At 64.9% G+C, this 17,074-nt stretch carries 12 protein-coding genes and 1 pseudogene; 8 read left to right on the forward strand and 5 right to left on the reverse strand.

Annotated features, from left to right (window positions below; translation table 11 throughout):
* The first annotated feature begins 4 nt into the window (after positions 1 to 4).
* A complete protein-coding gene (locus tag ACFU4Z_RS08790; protein WP_379060820.1) occupies positions 5 to 205 on the forward strand; it encodes a zinc transporter Slc39a7 in 201 nt (66 codons plus the stop codon).
* Between the two features lie 398 nt (positions 206 to 603).
* Here ACFU4Z_RS08790 and ACFU4Z_RS08795 read toward each other — a convergent pair whose 3' ends face one another.
* A complete protein-coding gene (locus ACFU4Z_RS08795; protein ID WP_379060821.1) occupies positions 604 to 6,126 on the reverse strand; it encodes a carboxyl transferase domain-containing protein in 5,523 nt (1,840 codons plus the stop codon).
* A gap of 384 nt (positions 6,127 to 6,510) precedes the next feature.
* On the opposite strand from ACFU4Z_RS08795, the gene ACFU4Z_RS08800 reads away from it, so the two are divergent.
* The gene (locus ACFU4Z_RS08800) at positions 6,511 to 6,876 is read left to right on the forward strand and encodes a hypothetical protein (RefSeq protein ID WP_379060822.1); all 366 of its coding nucleotides are present in this window, start codon (positions 6,511 to 6,513) and stop codon (positions 6,874 to 6,876) included.
* Between the two features lie 126 nt (positions 6,877 to 7,002).
* On the opposite strand, the gene ACFU4Z_RS08805 is transcribed toward ACFU4Z_RS08800, so the two are convergent.
* The gene (locus ACFU4Z_RS08805) at positions 7,003 to 8,430 is read right to left on the reverse strand and encodes a short-chain fatty acyl-CoA regulator family protein (protein WP_379060823.1); all 1,428 of its coding nucleotides are present in this window, start codon (positions 8,428 to 8,430) and stop codon (positions 7,003 to 7,005) included.
* A gap of 155 nt (positions 8,431 to 8,585) precedes the next feature.
* Here ACFU4Z_RS08805 and prpD point away from each other — a divergent pair, with 155 nt between their 5' ends.
* Genes prpD through ACFU4Z_RS08820 form a run of 3 tightly spaced genes read left to right on the forward strand, consistent with a single transcriptional unit; the run spans position 8,586 to position 12,126 of the window.
* Positions 8,586 to 10,088, forward strand: a complete 1,503-nt coding sequence (prpD, locus tag ACFU4Z_RS08810; RefSeq protein WP_379060824.1) for a 2-methylcitrate dehydratase PrpD — start codon at positions 8,586 to 8,588, stop codon at positions 10,086 to 10,088.
* Positions 10,088 to 11,002, forward strand: a complete 915-nt coding sequence (prpB, locus tag ACFU4Z_RS08815) for a methylisocitrate lyase (protein WP_379060825.1) — start codon at positions 10,088 to 10,090, stop codon at positions 11,000 to 11,002. Before prpD ends, prpB begins: the two co-directional genes overlap by 1 nt.
* Positions 11,002 to 12,126 carry a bifunctional 2-methylcitrate synthase/citrate synthase gene (locus tag ACFU4Z_RS08820; protein WP_379060826.1) on the forward strand — a complete coding sequence of 375 codons (1,125 nt, stop codon included), beginning with the start codon at positions 11,002 to 11,004 and terminating at the stop codon, positions 12,124 to 12,126. The genes prpB and ACFU4Z_RS08820 overlap by 1 nt, the downstream gene beginning before the upstream one ends.
* 40 nt (positions 12,127 to 12,166) lie before the next feature.
* On the opposite strand, the pseudogene ACFU4Z_RS08825 reads toward ACFU4Z_RS08820, so the two are convergent.
* The 3 genes and pseudogenes from ACFU4Z_RS08825 to ACFU4Z_RS08835 form a co-directional block, all read right to left on the reverse strand.
* Positions 12,167 to 12,304, reverse strand: a pseudogene (locus tag ACFU4Z_RS08825) (IS256 family transposase); the annotation flags it as partial.
* A 523-nt stretch (positions 12,305 to 12,827) separates the two neighbouring features.
* Positions 12,828 to 13,508: a GDSL-type esterase/lipase family protein gene (locus tag ACFU4Z_RS08830; RefSeq protein ID WP_379060827.1), complete on the reverse strand. Its 681-nt coding sequence runs from the start codon at positions 13,506 to 13,508 to the stop codon at positions 12,828 to 12,830.
* Positions 13,505 to 14,794, reverse strand: coding sequence for a helix-turn-helix transcriptional regulator (locus ACFU4Z_RS08835; protein WP_379060828.1), 1,290 nt, complete (start codon positions 14,792 to 14,794; stop codon positions 13,505 to 13,507). The genes ACFU4Z_RS08830 and ACFU4Z_RS08835 overlap by 4 nt, the downstream gene beginning before the upstream one ends.
* A gap of 227 nt (positions 14,795 to 15,021) precedes the next feature.
* Here ACFU4Z_RS08835 and ACFU4Z_RS08840 point away from each other — a divergent pair, with 227 nt between their 5' ends.
* The 3 genes from ACFU4Z_RS08840 to ACFU4Z_RS08850 are packed head-to-tail and all read left to right on the forward strand — an operon-like array spanning position 15,022 to position 17,025.
* Positions 15,022 to 15,294 (forward strand): hypothetical protein, encoded by a 273-nt coding sequence (locus tag ACFU4Z_RS08840; RefSeq protein WP_379060829.1) that lies wholly within the window; start codon positions 15,022 to 15,024, stop codon positions 15,292 to 15,294.
* Positions 15,291 to 15,938 carry an ATP-binding protein gene (locus tag ACFU4Z_RS08845; RefSeq protein ID WP_379060830.1) on the forward strand — a complete coding sequence of 216 codons (648 nt, stop codon included), beginning with the start codon at positions 15,291 to 15,293 and terminating at the stop codon, positions 15,936 to 15,938. Before ACFU4Z_RS08840 ends, ACFU4Z_RS08845 begins: the two co-directional genes overlap by 4 nt.
* Entirely contained in the window at positions 15,925 to 17,025 is a 1,101-nt protein-coding gene (locus ACFU4Z_RS08850) for a Gfo/Idh/MocA family protein (protein ID WP_379060831.1), read from the forward strand. The genes ACFU4Z_RS08845 and ACFU4Z_RS08850 overlap by 14 nt, the downstream gene beginning before the upstream one ends.
* The last annotated feature ends 49 nt before the right edge of the window (positions 17,026 to 17,074 follow it).

The raw sequence follows: 17,074 nt of genomic DNA on the forward strand, positions 1-17,074 counted from the left end.
GGATATGACCGACGAACACTCCCACGCCGAGCCTCATGCCCACGCACACAGTCACGGCACGCTGACCCATAGCCACGCCCACAGCGCACACGAGCATGACCACCTCGAACACGAGCACACCCATACCCATGACGGAGTCGAGCATTCGCATCGGCACGTGCATCAAATAGATCTGTCCGACGATCACTCACACGCCCACGACTGAGCCGGAGCGGCGGCCATCCGGGCTGCTGGACCGGAAATCGGTTGTGCGCGTGGATGAGATCGGCTTCGAGCAGTAGTTCCCGGTCGGCCGGGGCGGCGGCCTGCTCGTCGAACAGCGACACTTCCGGGTTATGACCAAGACGGTGCCGATCGCGAGCGTTTGCTCTGCCCCTGAGCGTTGGAACGGCGCACGATCGGCGATATCGGTGAAGCCGCTGCCCGGGTCGAGGATGTCCCCTACCCAGGCAGCGGCTTCACCGCGGTCCAACCGCTCGCTGATATCGATGGCTACAGATCCACCCCACCAAGTTTCGGCCGAGAGGCGAAACTTGGTGGGGCCCAGGATATGCCCAGTCGCAACCACTACCTGCGCAGCTATGTCACACAATCACGACATGATCAGTTGGTGGCCACCCCGAGTCCAGCCTGCTGACCAAGAGCATCATCGATAAGAAGTCCGGAAGTACTACCGGGCAGACGAGTCTCGATGGCCTCGATAATGCGTGGGCGGAGTTCGGACGCGCTGATAATGGCGTCGACCGAACCGACCTCGACAGCGCGCTGGATATTGTGCACGCGGTCGAATTCTGCGGCCACATCGCCGAGCTTCTCCGCGCGGACCGACGATCGGACCTCGTCGAGTTCCGCGGTCAGGGCCGCGCGGTCGGAACCGGGTGCGTTCGCGGCGCGCGCCTGCAGATCCCGCACCCGAGGATCGGCCGCGGTGCGCGTGTTGACCTCAGCGGAGAACACCACTGCGGCAGCCGGAGCGCCGCCGAGCACCGAGGCGAACGAACCCTGCAGCGCGAGCACGGTCATGTTCGGGTTCAGCGCCTTCGAGAACACCACGAACGCGCCGCCGTGGTATCGCGAAATCACGCAGAACACAATGGGGCCTTGGAAGTTCACGATCGCGCGGCCGATCTCGGCGCCATACTCCAGCTGCAGCTTGCGCATCGATTCGGGCGAGCCGTCGAAGCCTGACAGGTTCGCGAGCACGACCAGCGGCCTATTTCCACTGGCCGCGTTGATTGCCCGCGCGGCCTTCTTCGACGACTGCGGGAACAGGGTGCCCGCGGTGTAGGTGTCAGGACCGTCGGTGGACGGGAATCCGCGCCGCGGCACCCCCCGTGACTCGATGCCCAGCAGGCATACCGGGATGCCGCCGAGATGCGCGTCCTGCACCACTGCCGTTTCGGCGTCGGCCATGCCTGCCCAGCGTTCCAGCACCGGGTGGTCCTGATCGGCGAGCGCCCGCATCACGGTCCGGATGTCGAAGGGCTTCTTGCGGTCCGGGTTCGCGGTGGCGGAGAAGATCTCGCCGACGGTGGTGAAGTCGCTGTCGGCCAGTGCGTGCGGGAAGTCGGAGACGTCCCGATCGACGGGGTCGCTGGTCTGCGACCGCCGCGGCGCCTGCTCGCCGGGAGCGACGTAGGTGTGGTCGTAGTGCGACATCAGTACGTCTCGCGCCGCGGTCAGATCAGGCGCCCAGTACTGCGCTTGCCCGTTCGGACCCATGACCCGGTCGTAGCCGCCGATGCCGAAGTTGTCCTCGGCCGACACGCCACCGGAAAAGTCCAGCGACTGCTTGCCGGTGAGCACCATGGCGGAGTCCGGCGTCATCACCAAGATGCCCTTGGTGTGCATGAGCATCGTCGCTTCGGCGTTCCAGTACGGCTGTGCACCGACATTGATGCCGGCGACCACGATGTTGATCTCGCCGCCGTCCTGGGTGAACTCGACGATCCGCTTGAGCGCCGCCGCCACCCAGTCCATGTTCTCGGTGCCCGACTCCATGGAGATCCGGGCGCCGGAGGACAGCGCGTACCACTCGAGCGGAACCTGCATCCGTTCGGCCAAGTCCAACGCGGCGATCACGCGGCGGCACTCCGGTTCCGACAGTGCGCCAAGCGACTTCGTCGGATCGCCGAGCAGGATCACCCGGCTGATGCCCTGTGGATGCTGCGGGGTCGGTGTGGTGACCACGCCTGCGACGATGGCCGCGGTGTTGCGTCCCTTGGGCCGGCCGACCGGCACCAGTGCGTGGTCGGCGTCGAGGTCGTATTCGGCGAAGTCACCGAGCAGACCGGTCAGCTCGTAGGGGTACACGGTGTTTCGGCTGCTGGCCCGCAGCACCTTCTGCCGGTACTCGTCGAGCGGCTCGACCGGCTCGTCGGACCGCTCGCCGACGGTCACTTCGGTGGTGTCGAAGCCGATGCGCACGGCGACCTTGGTCAGCTCGCCGGTATTGGGATCGCGCTGACGCGCGATGAGCAGGATCTCCTCGAGCCCGGCGCCCGCGGTCGTCGGCCGCACATGCTGGACGACCGTCTCCAGTTCGGCAGGGGTGACGTCGATCGGCGGCCAGATGTACATCACGATGCGGTTGGTGTTGAAGCGTTTGGCCGACGGTCGCAGCGACTGTGCCCGGCGGATCGAGTCGAGGCAGGTAGCGATGGTGGCCTCGGCGGTCGGCAGCGCGAGCAGCCTGCCGTCGTGCTCGCGCAGTGCGGCCAGGTCACGCACCTGGGCAAAGGCGATGAGGCGATCGTCCGCCGGGTTCTCTTTGGCGACGCATCGGAACAGGTAGACCTCCTCGTCGTCGGAGGACGGCAGCCGAGTGAGGTCGAACTTGCGCAGCCGCTGCATCTGCATCCGTTGCGCGATGTACGGGTGCAGGCCGCGGATCAGTCGCTCTTCGGCCATACCGGTGGCAGAGGGACGGAAGGTGAAGTGGTGGTGCATCACCGCACCGCCGCTACCGGCGACGGTCGCGGTGATCCGGTGCACCTGGTTCGGCATCGGATGCGCGCTGAGGACATCGTGCAACGCCGCTGCCATCTCGTCGAAGTCCCCTGGCTGCTTCTCCCAGCTGAGGTAGATGTCAGCGTCGATGGACGCGGCGCCGGTCGCCAGTTCGGCGAGTCCGCGCAGCGCGGTGCCGAGCGCGTCGAAACTGACCGCCGCGGACACCAGACTCAGACCGCGGCGCTCGGCGATCACGAATGTGCAGCCGCCCACGTCTTCGGTGCGAACGCTCGCGAGGCCCTTGTTGCCGTAGTACCGCCGGGTCAGCACCTCCAGCATGACCGTGTTGTCCAGGCTGCCGCGCACCAGCCGCTGGCCGAGCAACCGCACCAGCGGCTCGGTGCTGCGCACCATATCGGCAATGTGCTCAGCGCGATCGGGCGCGTCCGGGCGCGCGTCCAGGTGGCGCAGATGCCTGCGGATATTGGTGTACGCGCGGGCGCGATTACGCCGCAGCAACGGCTGGCCGTACCAGGCGTACACCACGCCGCGCGCGAGGTCTGCGATCACCGGGAAGCGCACCTGCGTCGCGGCCACCAGCCGCTCCAGCGCCAAGCCGACGGGCTCGCGCAGCGCCCCATCCGGCATCGGCTCCCGCAGCCACTCGCGCAGCAGCGTCGTGATGACGGTGACGGTGTCGGACGGGCGTTGCTGGGCGAGGAAGATCCGGAAGACCGCGGCTTCGAGTTCCGGAGAACGTTCCAGATCGGTGACACCATAGTGCCCGAGCGCGTTGGCGAGCTTGGCTTGGAACGACGTCGGGAGCCCGGCCCGCTCGACGTCGAGGCTCTGCAGGTAGGTGTGGAAGTACTCGCGGGCGCTGTGGACGTGGCTGTGGCTGCCCTCTTCGTCCGACGAGCGGTTGTGGCTCAGTTCTGCGAGGTCGGCGAACACCGCCACGAGTTCGAGTTCCTCGGCGAGCGGTCGGTGGCCGTCCTTCAGGGCCGCCCGGCGCGCGGTGAGGTAGTCGTCGAGCACTCGGCGGTCGTCGTGCGGGTCGACGTCGAAGCCGAGCAACAGGCTGCGCAGGTCTTCCTGGCCGCGGCTCGTTCGCTCATGCGGTTGGACCTGCGCGGACTCGACGGGCAGGTCCAGCTCGACGGACCCGACCGCGGTGGTGTCCTCGGCTTGGTCCTCGTCGGCGAGCGGCTCGAGCCACAACAACGGTGCACCGGTCTCCACCTGGGTGCCGACGGACACTGCACATTCCTTGAGCCGTGCCTTGAACGGCGCGCGCAGCACCGTTTCCATCTTCATGCTCTCCAGCACCAGCACCGGCGCGCCCGCCTCGACCTCGGCGCCGACCTCGAGCGGCGTGGCGACAACCAGCGCGGGAGCGGGCGAGCGCACGACGCCGCCCTCGTCGCGGCTGATCCGATGTGTCACACCGTCGACATCGACGAGGTGGATCGGCCCATGGGTGCCGGTGATCAGGCGGTATCGGGTGCCGTTGACCAGAATCTGCGCGGTGTGGTGATCGAAGCGCTCGAGATCGACGTCGGCGGTGCGGATGTCGTCGCCCGCCTCGATACCGATGCGGAACCGGTGCGCACCGATGCGTGCGACACGCACGCGGTAGCCGACGCCGCGCAGTTTGAGGTCGAGCGGTCGGCCACTCGCGTGTTGCACCTGAGGACGTCCGCCGGAGGCCGTGGACAGCAGCCGGTGCCGCTCGACGCGCTCCTCCTCCTCGTAGGCACCGATGGCGGCGGCGGCCAGCGCGATGGCGGAGTGTCGATGCGACACGAGCCTGCCCTCACCGCGGACGCGGTCGATCCAGCCGGTGTCCGCGCTGGCGTCGATCACTTCGGGCTGATTCAGCAGGTCGAGCACGAAGCTCTTGTTCGTTGCGCCGCCTTCGATGATCACCCTGGTCTGCGCCATTGCCCGGCGCAGCCGGCCAAGCGCTTCCTCGCGGTTCCGACCGTAGGCGATGATCTTGGCGATCATCGAGTCGAAGTCGGCGGGAATGGTGTCGCCCTCGCTGACGCCGGTGTCGACGCGGATGCCAGGCCCGGCAGGCAGGTCGAGAAGCGCGATGCGGCCCGGGGCGGGCGCGAAGTCGCGGTCGGGGTCTTCGGCGTTGAGCCGGGCCTCGATGGCGTGCCCGCGCTCGGCCGGCGGGTCGCCCTCGAGCCGGCCGCCGGAGGCCACCAACAGCTGCGCCCGAACGAGGTCCAACCCGGTGGTGTATTCGGTGATCGGGTGTTCGACCTGCAGGCGGGTGTTGACCTCGAGGAATGCGAACAGCTGGTCACCGGGGTGGTAGAGGAACTCGACGGTCGCCGCACCGCGATAGTCGACCGCGATCGCCAGCCGCTCCGCTGAGGCCTTGAGCTCGGCTGTCTGCTCGGGACGCAGTACCGGTGACGCGGACTCCTCGATGACCTTCTGGTTGCGTCGCTGCACCGAGCAGTCGCGAACGCCGAGCGCCCACGCAGTGCCCTGGCCGTCCGCGATGACCTGGACCTCGACGTGCCGGGCGCCGGTCACCAGCCGCTCCAGGAACACCACGCCACTGCCGAACGCCCGCGCGGCCTCCTGGCGGGTGCGCTCGTAGGCATCGACGAGCTCAGCCTCGTTCGTGACCACCCGGATGCCACGGCCGCCACCACCCGCGGTCGCCTTCAGCATCAGCGGGTAGCCGATCTCGGTCGCGGCGCTCAGGGCGGCTTCCACGGTCTCGACCGCACCGCGGCTCCATGGCGCGACCGGCACACCGACCTCCTCGGCGATCAGCTTCGCGCCGATCTTGTCGCCGAGCTTGCGCATGGCCTCCGGGCTTGGGCCGATGAAGGTGACTCCGATCTGTTCGCACAACTCCGCGAACGCCGGGTCTTCCGCGACGAAACCCCAGCCGACCCAGGCGGCGTCGGCTCCGGTTGCCACCAGCGCGCGTTCGAGCGCCTTCAGATCCAGGTACGGGCGTGCGGACGCCGGCCCAAGGTCGTAGGCGATGTCGGCCTCGCGCACGAACGTCGCGTTCCGGTCGACATCGGTGTGCAGAGCGACGGTTTCGATCGGTCGCGCGGTCTCCGCGGCCAAGTCTCGGACGGCGTTGATGAGGCGCATGGCGGCCTCTCCCCGGTTCACGATGGCGATGCGGCTGAACACTCGCGACTCCTTCCTCTCCAGAGCACTGGCCCGATGGACGGGCGGGGTTTGCGACTCTCGTCACGCGTAGTGTTGCACCTCTATTGCGCGCAGGTACACAGCGTGCGGGTGTTACCGGCGCGTATCGTGGGCAATGCCTCATATGAGGCCATGACAGCGGTGACGGAATTCCACCGCTGGCGGCCGACAGCGTAGTTGAGCAGGGGGTCGATGAACGTATTCGGACGAGAGCGGGGGCATCGAGTCGCGACCAGCGCTTGCCAGATGCATTGACCTGCAGCGTTTCTCTTTTTGTCCGGGCCGCGCGACGGCGGGCCGTGTCCGATCGGCGGGGGCGCCCGAGAAGCTCTGAAACGCTCCGCCGCAGTGTAGGAAGTGATCTGTGTGGCCGACATTCTCGATGTACTGCACGCTCGCTGCGCTGAGATCGCGGGCGAGGCGATCCTCTCAGGAGAGGAGCATCCCCACCTCACGCTGACCACACGCGAGGTGGCGGACCTGCTCAACCACCTAGCCGACCTGCACCGCCGCTACTGTGACATCGACCTCGCTTACCACGAACTCGACCACCGGTACGCCGCGCTTCACCGAGCGGCCGGCGAAGCCACCAGATCGTTGGAGAGGATCCGCGCCGCGCTGGAGCAGCGCTCCGCGCATCCAGAAGCCCATGCACGCCAGGCATGCACTATCGCCCGGTTCGCTGCCCAGAACCTGACTACCGCATGCCTGACCGAAGGGGCAGGAAGTTGACGCCCCGCACGGTCGATGGTTCGCGTTGATGTTCGCCCCTGCCAGGACATTCGCTCATGCCGCGTATAGCGCAGACTCGAACGAGAGACTTTGCCGCTCAGAGCATCCCGAAAATGCGATGGCGGGTCAGGCGCGTTGATCGGTCGGTGTGTAGGGGATGTTGAGTGCGCTGTTCTCATCGACACGAATGGGTCTGCCGAGTTGGGGAAACGCACGCTGGGCACAGGCGGAGCGTTCGCAGACTTTGCAGCCGGGGCCGATCGGGATGGCGGCGCTGGGATCATCGATCGGTAGTCCGTGGGAGTAGACGAGTTTGTGCGCGTAGCTCAGATCGCAGCCCAGCCCGATCGCGAAGTCACGTTTGGGTGAGAGGTAGCCCGGTGTGCTTTCGTCGGTGGTGCGGGCAAGCCACAGATATCTGCGACCGTCGGGCATCTGCGCGATCTGGGTCCGGATGCGTCCCGGTGTCGCGAAGGCCTCGTGCACAACCCACAGCGGGCAACTGCCGCCGACACGCGAAAAATGGAATGCGGTGGCGGACTGACGTTTTGAGATATTGCCCGCGCGATCAGTGCGGACGAACAGAAACGGGACACCCCGCCCACCTGGGCGTTGCAGTGTGGACAACCGGTGGCAGACGGTCTCGAAGCCGACCTCGAACTTCGCCGAGAGCTGGTCGATGTCGTAGCGCAACGCTTCCGCGGCGTCACGAAACGGGGTGTAGGGCAGGATCAGCGCGCCTGCGAAGTAGTTCGCCAACCCGACCCGCAACAGGCCACGCGATTGCACAGCCAGCGAATCCGCCCGCGCGATGATCGCGTCGATGGCGTCGGCCTGAGTCAGGAACGCAAGCTGGGTAGCGAGCTGGAACGCGCGTTGCCCCGGCGAGAGCCGTCGAGCGAGGGTGAGGATCCGGGCGTCCGGGTCGAAGGTGCGTTTCGGACCCGGCTGATCAGGATCGTCGGTGCGGATCGCGACCGAGATGTCGTGTTCCTCCCGCAGCAAACGAGTCAGCTGCAGATCCAGCCCGCCGATGGTGAATCCCCGACGGGTGAACAGCTCTTCGGCCGCGGTGTCCAGGTCAGGGATGTGGTTGCGGTGATCGTAGAAGAAGTCACGCACATCCTCGTAGGGCATGGCGGCGCCCGAGTCACGGGTGGGGGCGTCGAGGCCCGCGGAGACGCGTTCGAGCTGTTCGGTCGCGCCGCGCAGCCGCCGGTGCATGCCGACCAGTACCCGCGCCGCGGCGGGGATGCGAGAAACGAGTTCGTCGATCTCGGTGGTCGTGATGGTCGCGCCCTCAGGATCTTCGGCGAAGACTTCGTGCAGATCGGCCAGCAGGCGCGCGTCGGAATCGGCGGCGAAGAACTGCATGTCCAGATCGAAGGTCGAGTTGAGTCGCAACAGCACGGGCACGGTGAGCGGGCGCTGATCGTTTTCCAGCTGATTGATGTAGCTGACCGAGAGCCCGAGCGTCGCGGCCAGACCGGTCTGGGTCAGCCCCCGCTGCTCCCGCAACGCGCGTAGTCGCCCACCCACGTACATCTTCTGCATATCCCGAAATCTAGCACCATCAATTTTCACAACTTCCACAAATTTGCCGATTCTGTTCCGCAAATATAGGCATTTGCGAGGCATTTCCGCAGCTTCACTGCATGTGTAGCGTGCGAAAGGTATCGATAGTTGCCGATGTCTGGAGGATTTCGACGGTGAAGAATCATCTCGTCCGCACCCACCGCTCCGCTGAGCAGTTTCCTCGCGAAGAACACCTCGCGTGGCGTATCGCCGAGGTCGCCACCGACCGGGTCGAGGTGGCGCCGGAGACGGCGGAGATGCTCATCAACCGGATCATCGACAACGCCTCGGTCGCGGCCGCGTCACTCACCCGGCGGCCGGTCGCCAATGCCCGCGCCCAGGCACAGGCGCACCCCTACCAACCGGGCGCGGCGGTGTTCGGTGTCGCCGGCGGCTACTCCCCCGAGTGGGCAGCCTGGGCCAACGGGGTCGCGGTCCGCGAACTGGACTTCCACGACACCTTCCTCGCCGCGGAGTACTCCCACCCCGGTGACAACATTCCGCCGATCCTTGCGGTCGCCCAACACGCCGGGCGCAGCGGCCACGATCTGATTCGCGGCCTGGCCACCGGATACGAGATCCAGATCGACCTGGTGCGCGCAATCTGCCTGCACGAGCACAAGATCGACCATGTCGCCCACCTCGGCCCCTCCGCCGCGGCCGGAATCGGCACACTGCTCGGCCTGGATACCGAAACCATCTACCAGGCTGTCGGCCAGGCGCTGCACACCACCACCGCGACCCGCCAGTCCCGCAAGGGCGAGATCTCCAGCTGGAAGGCCTGCGCACCGGCCTTCGCGGGCAAGATGGCCGTCGAGGCCGTCGACCGAGCACTGCGCGGCGAAGGTGCGCCGTCACCGATCTGGGAGGGCGAGGACGGCGTGATCGCCTGGCTGCTCGGCGGCCCGACCGTCGAGTACTCGGTGCCGCTGCCCGGCCCGGGGGAACCCAAGCGAGCCGTCCTTGACTCCTACACCAAGGAGCACTCCGCCGAATACCAGAGTCAGGCGCCGATCGACTTGGCCCGCCGGATGCGTGAGCGCATCGGCGATCTCGACCAGATCGCCTCGATCGTGCTGCACACCAGCCACCACACCCACGTCGTCATCGGCACCGGCTCGGGTGACCCACAGAAGTTCGACCCCACCGCATCGCGCGAAACCCTCGATCACTCGGTGATGTACGTCTTCGCCGTCGCATTGCAGGACGGAACCTGGCACCACGAGCGGTCCTACGCGCCCGAGCGCGCCCAGCGACCCGACACCGTCGAGCTGTGGCGCAAGATCTCCACCGCCGAAGACCCGGAATGGACGCGGCGCTACCACTCCACCGACCCGGCGGAGAAGGCGTTCGGCGCGCGTGCCGAGGTCACGCTGAAGAGCGGCGAAGTGATCACCGACGAACTCGCGATCGCCGACGCACACCCCCTCGGCGCGCGTCCCTTCGCCCGCGAGCAGTACATCGCGAAGTTCCGCACCCTGGCCGACGGAGTGATCGACACCGCCGAGCAGGACCGCTTCCTCGATGTCGCCCAGCGCACCGCCGAGCTGAGTGCCGCCGAACTGTCCCAGCTGTCGTTCACGGTGTCCGACGAGGTGCTCGCCCGGGCGCCGCGACTGCCGGAGGGACTGTTCTGATGTCCGGGCTGCTCGCCGCCGCCACCTCGGCCGCCGACAAACGCGCGGCGTTGCGCGCGGGACTGGTCTCGGGGAAGATTCAGCGCTTCCCCGGCGCGTTCAATCCGTTGGTGGCCAAGCTGATCCAGGAGATCGGATTCGAAGGCGTCTATGTCTCCGGCGCAGTGGTCTCGGCTGATCTCGCGCTGCCCGATATCGGCCTGACGACACTGAGCGAGGTCGCCGACCGCGGGCAGCACATCGCCAGGGTCACCGATCTCCCGGTGCTGATCGACGCGGACACCGGATTCGGTGAACCGATGAGCGCCGCACGGACCGTGACGATCCTCGAGGATGCCGGGATCGCGGGTTGCCACCTCGAGGACCAAGTCAACCCGAAACGCTGCGGCCACCTCGACGGCAAAGCCGTCGTACCGACCCAAGAGATGGTGCGCAGACTGCGCGCGGCCGTATCGGCAAGGCGAGACCCGAATTTCGTCATCTGCGCGCGGACCGACGCGGCCGCGATCGAGGGTATCGATGCTGCCGTCGAACGCGCCGAGGCCTACGCCGACGCGGGCGCGGACCTGATCTTCACCGAGGCCCTTTCCGGCGAAGCCGACTTCGCCAAGTTCCGTGCTGGTGTCTCGACTCCGTTGCTGGCCAACATGACCGAGTTCGGCAAGTCCGAGCTGTTGTCGGCGGCCACCTTGGAATCGCTCGGCTACAACGCGGTGATCTACCCGGTATCGACACTGCGCCTGGCGATGTGGGCCGCCGAGACCGGTCTGCGCGAAATCTACGCCGAAGGCACCCAGGCCGGTCTACTCGACCGCATGCAACATCGAAGCAGGCTCTACGAACTGCTCGAGTACCAGCGCTACAACGAATTCGATTCCGACATCTTCAATTTCAGCCTGGAAAGGAACCAGTGATGACGGATACCGCCATACCGACGATCTACAAAGGTCTCGCCGGCGTCATCGTCGACACCACCGCAGTCTCCAAGGTGGTGCCGGAAACAAACTCACTGACCTACCGCGGCTACGCCGTACAGGATCTGGCCGGACACTGCGGCTTCGAAGAGGTCGCTTTTCTCCTGTGGAACGGTGAACTGCCCAACGACGCTCAACTGGAGCGGTTCTGCCAGCAGGAGCGCGCCGCCCGCCGCGCCGATCGGTCGCTGCTGTCGCTGGTGACGAAGATGCCCGACAACTGTCACCCGATGGATGTTGTCCGCACCGCGATCAGCTACCTGGGCGCCCAGGACCCCGACGAGGAGGACAACAGCCCGGCCGCCAACCGCGCCAAAGCCTTACGAATGATGGCGGTCCTGCCGACCATTGTCGCGGCCGACCACCGCCGCCGCCACGGCCACGACCCGATCGCCCCGCACTCCCACCTCGGATTCGCCGAGAACTTCCTGAACATGTGCTTCGGGAAAGTGCCATCCCGAGAACTGGTCGAGGCGTTCGAGGTATCGCTGATTCTCTATGCCGAGCACAGCTTCAACGCCTCGACCTTCGCCGCCCGTGTCGTCACCTCGACACTCTCCGACATCTACAGCGCGGTGACCGCGGCCATCGGCGCGCTCAAGGGCCCGCTGCACGGCGGCGCCAACGAAGCCGTCATGCACGACATGCTCGAAATCAACGACCCCGCCCTGGCCGAGCAGTGGCTACGCAACAAGCTCGCCAAGAAGGAAAAGGTGATGGGATTCGGGCACCGGGTCTACAAGAACGGTGACTCCCGGGTACCGACGATGAAGAAGGCGCTCCTCGACATCGCCGCGGCCACCGACGGCCACATATGGGTCCGAATGTATGAGGAACTCGAACGCACCATGAACGAGGAGACGGGCATCAAGCCCAACCTCGACTTCCCGACCGGGCCCGCGTACTACCTGCTCGGCTTCGACATCGAGGTATTCACCCCGATCTTCGTCATGAGCCGGATCACCGGTTGGGCCGCGCACATCATCGAGCAAGGCGAGTCCAACGCCCTTATCCGACCGCTGAGCGAATACGTCGGCGTGCCACAGCGTTCGATTGTCGCCTGATCCGGGACTACCTCGTTAACGGTGTTTCCGGCGTTGTTCCTCAGTAGGTTTGGGCGTCGGGCCAGCGGTCGGCGAAGGTGATCGCGAATGCGTTGACCGCGGGTTTCCAGCGCATGGTCCATCGTGCCCGACCGGCGCCGGTCGGGTCGAGTGAACGGGTGACCAGGTACAGGCATTTCGGGTTTCGGGGCCACCCTCGGATACCGTCGCGGACCTGCCGCGACCTTGCGGGTGAGTGTCCCGCTCGAGGTGGGACACCGAACGCGATACCGGGTGGGAGTTCCGATGGCCCCCGCAATCGCGCCGACGATCCTCGCCCGGCCGAAGGCCGCCGAGCGCTCTTCGCGCCGGTCCTTCGATCACGACCGGCAGGGAGACGCCGAGCGGTGGAATCGAGACCGGACGACACAACAGCGGAAGACAAGGGGGAAGGGCAGGCCGCACCGGACGGTACGACCGGCACCGGAAACACCACCGATATGGCGCGACGACGGATGTCTATATGGTGAAATATATAGACAATCCTGGATGACACCCGGCCGGGGATATACCGCCTCACCAGCAGTTACGCGCTCTCGGGGTGGCGTGTTTTGAGCACCGCACGGAAAACCATCACCGAACACGCCACGGAACGGACACATCAAGATCACCACACAAAATTAGGTTTATCACCGGATTGTGGAGCTTGCCAGGAACGATTCTCAGAGAGGGGCTGATTCTGCACCAGACTCTTTGTTCGACCCGATTTTTTGGGCAATCAGCTTTGAAAGAGGTTCGTGTGAGTCACGGCTCAGGTGTGTACCGTCAATTCCCGGACACGCGACGGTAGCCGCGTCCACGAACAAAGCCTTGCGCTTGTCAGCGACGCGGCGTATCGCCGCGCTCAGTTCGCGCGATTTGCGCGCGGAGTCGGCGTCGTACTCGGAACTTTGCTCGGCAAACGCGGGCTGGTCGGCATCGAGATGGATCGGACTGACCAGCAATACCGCTGGCACTCCACCGGTGCGGGTCCAAGCAGTACGCTCGACGTTGTCGATATAGCCCTCAAGCGCGGTTGCGACGGCGTCCGTTTCTCGACCGAACTTGGTTTTGAGATCGTTGTTCCCCAGCATGATGACCACCATGTCCAAGGGCGAGTGGCTGCGCAGGCATGGTTGAAAGTAGGTACGGCCATTGCGGTCATGACGATCGGGGTCGTCCAAGTCGGTGGTACGACCGCCGAGACCTTCCTCGATAATGGCGTATCCGGTACCCAGAAGTTGCTGTAGCTGCCCTGTCCAGCGCACGTCGGCCGGCCATCGGCCGCGCCCTTCGGAGGGTTGGCCGAAGGTGTTGGAGTCACCGAAGCACAAGATGGTAAACGCGGCAGGGTTGACGATCAAGGTCGGATTCCTCCAGATTGGACGGAAACGCCGAGGCGTTTGGCAACGCCGACAAGCCCATCCGGCCGTTGCCTACCTCCACGGGTCAGTAGCTCATTGGTCAGCGCGTGGGCCAGGGGTATGTGACCAACGAATTCCGGTGCCATCGAGCAGGCATGGCGAAGCGTATCCACGGCTCCCGCATCGTCCCGGTTGTGGATCTGAGCTTGTGCAACATTGATGAGCCTGCGGCTGCGCAGCGTGGGCGGAATTCCGGTACCACCGCCACTGACAACAGCGGCAAGTCTCAGAGCTTCACGCGGCCGATTCGCACCAGTCTCGTTGATCACACCGAAACTAGCGGCCGAGGTCTGGCCGAACACATTGGACACCTCGGGCCTACTGGCATACTCGTCTTCTAGCTGCGTCCCAGCCGGTTCGCATAAGCGTAGATATCTTCGTGCCTCGCGATAGTCCCCCGTTCGAGAGGCAGCGAATGCCGCATAGCATAGGAGTTCTCCCCATATGGCGATATGGCGCGGGGTGGCAGTGGATAAACGCGGTTCAATGTCGGCAGCTGCCTGGTCGGCATATGCGGCTGCATCGTCATACATGCCGTTTTTCGCAAACAGCCATGACTGCGATCCTTTAATGGCAGCTCGTGTCAGCTCGTCCCCGCTCTCCGTTGCCAGTACATCTGCGCGGACGAGCGCCAGTGCAGCTAAGTCTTCCTGCGCCACATAGCCCAGAAGATTTGATGAGGCGTGCAGTAGTTGAGCGAGTGAAATATTGATCTGACGCCGCGTCTCACCTGTCGCCGCCTCAGCTGCGCTGTAGGCGCTTGCTAAAGCGGCAGGGAGCGCCCGTTTCATTTCGTCGAATCGAGCCGAAAAGAACAAATCCCATGCGCGAGCTACCGCAGCGGTTAGTTCCAGCGGTTCGCCTGGCGGCGTATCTGGAATGCATCCTATAAGCACCCGCCGCAGATGAAACATATTGCCGTCATGCGAGCCGCTGCTCGAGTCATCCGGGATTGCTTTGTCGGCAAGTCGCAGGGGCACAGCGGCGGGAGCGTCGAACAGCATCGCGTCAGCAGCAAGGAGGTCGGTGAGTTGTTCGGGGGTGACTTTCAACGCGACGGCGAGCTTGGGCCACAGCCATGCCAGAGGCTCACTCTTACCGGCCTCCCAGCGCACCACGGTTGACCGCTCCACGTTTACACGCGCCGCCAACGACTCCTGAGTAAACCCCAGAGCCTTACGGCGCTGCGCGAAACCGCGACGCGCCCCGCGCCCAACAGCCGCCATGCCCTTCACTTTCCGCCCCTACACCCGAACTCAGCGGGGCATTGCCTCTTTCGCGCCTCATTAGTGCACAGTCTGCGCTCTGGTCCGTGGTCGCTGCCAACGGTTGGCTACAGGGTACGGCCGAAACCCAGTGTGTAGCAATGGAGGCAACGAGCTATGACCAGCCAAGATACAGCGCGGCGCAGCGCGGTCAGTCCCCGGACAGTGAGCGCTGTGGGGGGCGCGCGATGAGCTTCCCCGAATCCGATACAGCAGAGCAATTGGAGACAGAGCGATGGTTGCTTGGTATTGCCGGGGAGCTTCCGCCGCTGCTGGACCGTCACCAGCTCGACAAGCGCGGCCGGTGCACGGTGTGCCGTGAAGTGCGCGGCTGGTGGTGGCCGTGGCCGATGCGGATCACATGCACGGTGGGCGCTGGGCTGGGCTTCTCCCTGCGCCACCTTGACCAGCTTGTGCCTTCGATCATCCTCGGGCGCAACACAATTGGGACGATGCCGTGAGTATCGTCCGCTTGAATCCCAGCTATCTGAGACCGCCCGATGCCCATCCGGCCGCCGCACCCGAAGAACTAACCCTCGTGGCGCTGGGGAGCAGCGGCAAGTCCCTGGGCGGGGCAGAGAATCTGTCGCTGCTGTTCGCGCGCCGCGCGGCCATCGCGTGGGGTTTCTCGCATATGGCCGATACCGCCGAAACCATTACATCGCACCTGGTCACACGGGCGGTGGAACTTACCGGGGTATCCAACCCGCAGCCGCGCTTGATTGAGGTGATGAAAGACCTGCCGCCGCTGATCGGTATCCGGCTGAGGCTCATCCGGCCCGGTTTGCTTGTCGAGGTGTGGGACAGCAAAAGCGGTGCCCCACTTGCGCCGGACGGTGAGTTTCTGGATGACAATTTGGCCGCTGTGCAAAGGCTCAGCGATGAATGGGGCTGGTATCGGGCACCCGGCGGCGGGAAAGTTGTCTGGGCCAAACTCCACCACTCCGCCGACCGTATGCCGCGCCGCACTGTTGGCCGCTATTCATATCCCGAACCCGATCCGCCGATCACTGCCTTTTCTGATGTGCCCGTGATGCAACGAACGCTTCACGGGCTACAGCAACAAGTCAACACCGCGAGAAAGGCGCATCATGGCTATCTCTAGCCACGACACGACCACGGTCAGCCTACCGGCCAACCCGGACGTTGCCGAACCTCGAGCCCATATCCACCCGCTCAGAGGCAGTGGGCAGCGTCAGGGAAAGCTACGCGCGGGCGTGGTCGGCCTCGGTCGGCAGGCGCTCGACGATCACATACCGGGGCTCAAAGAGTCCGAGGGTGCCGAATTGGCGGCGGTGTGTGATGACAATCCCGAGTTGGTGCGCGAGCATCAATACCGGCTGAATGTAGGCGGCTATACCGATTTTCATGAGATGTTCCGCAAAGAACAACTCGATTTGGTGATCGTTACCGTGCCACACCACATCGGATGTTCCGTTATCAGCGCTGCCGCTGAGCATCGTGTTCATGTGCTGAAAGAGAAGCCGTTCGCCACCACTATTGCCGAAGCGCATGACCTTGCACAGCAGTGCCGGAGTGCCGATATTCAGCTCATGGTCACGTTGCAGCGCCGTTTCAATCCGATTTATACGAGCTTCATGCAGTTGGCCGACCAGATCGGAACACCGTTCATGGTAGAGGGGCAATACACGCTGTTTGTCGATGATCCCTCCGAGGGGTGGCGCGGCAAATCGGCGATGGCTGGGGGCGGTTGCGTCATCGACATGGGCTACCACCTCATTGACATGGTCCTGTGGTACTTCGGCCTGCCCGATCGCGTGTTGGCGGACATGTCGGTACAGGCCAGACCAGACCGCATCTACGACGCCGAAGACACCGCACTCATTCATTTCGGCTACGACTCCGGCCTATACGGGTCGCTGCTGCTGTCGCGGTTCATCGGGCCGAAAAGTGAGCAAATCAGGCTTGTCGGCAGTAAAGGCGTGGTGCATTTAGAGCGTGGGCGGCTACGCCGCCTCACCAACGGCGGCGAAGTCATCGAATCGCTATCGCGTGAACAGTCATGGCCTTCGGCGGCAACCTGCCAGATTGATTATTTCTGCCGGGTCATCGAAGGACTACGCCCCAACCTCAGCGGCCCAGTAGAAAATCTCGCGCACATGAGTTTCATCGCGGCTTGCTACGAGTCAGCCAATACACACACCTACGTAAATCCGAAGGGGACGCGGTGACCAACCCTCTAGCCTTGCTCGGCGGAACACCAACCGTTCGACATGACGG

Source organism: Nocardia sp. NPDC057440 (assembly GCF_042802915.1).
Lineage (GTDB): Bacteria > Actinomycetota > Actinomycetes > Mycobacteriales > Mycobacteriaceae > Nocardia.

Bases quoted from the DNA above. Each gene is read 5' to 3' on its own strand.
- ACFU4Z_RS08790 (WP_379060820.1), top strand. From the start codon at position 5: ATGACCGACGAACACTCCCACGCCGAGCCTCATGCCCACGCACACAGT.
- ACFU4Z_RS08805 (WP_379060823.1), bottom strand. From the start codon at position 8,430: ATGCAGAAGATGTACGTGGGTGGGCGACTACGCGCGTTGCGGGAGCAG.
- prpB (WP_379060825.1), top strand. From the start codon at position 10,088: ATGTCCGGGCTGCTCGCCGCCGCCACCTCGGCCGCCGACAAACGCGCG.
- ACFU4Z_RS08820 (WP_379060826.1), top strand. From the start codon at position 11,002: ATGACGGATACCGCCATACCGACGATCTACAAAGGTCTCGCCGGCGTC.
- ACFU4Z_RS08835 (WP_379060828.1), bottom strand. From the start codon at position 14,794: ATGGCGGCTGTTGGGCGCGGGGCGCGTCGCGGTTTCGCGCAGCGCCGT.
- ACFU4Z_RS08840 (WP_379060829.1), top strand. From the start codon at position 15,022: ATGAGCTTCCCCGAATCCGATACAGCAGAGCAATTGGAGACAGAGCGA.
- ACFU4Z_RS08850 (WP_379060831.1), top strand. From the start codon at position 15,925: ATGGCTATCTCTAGCCACGACACGACCACGGTCAGCCTACCGGCCAAC.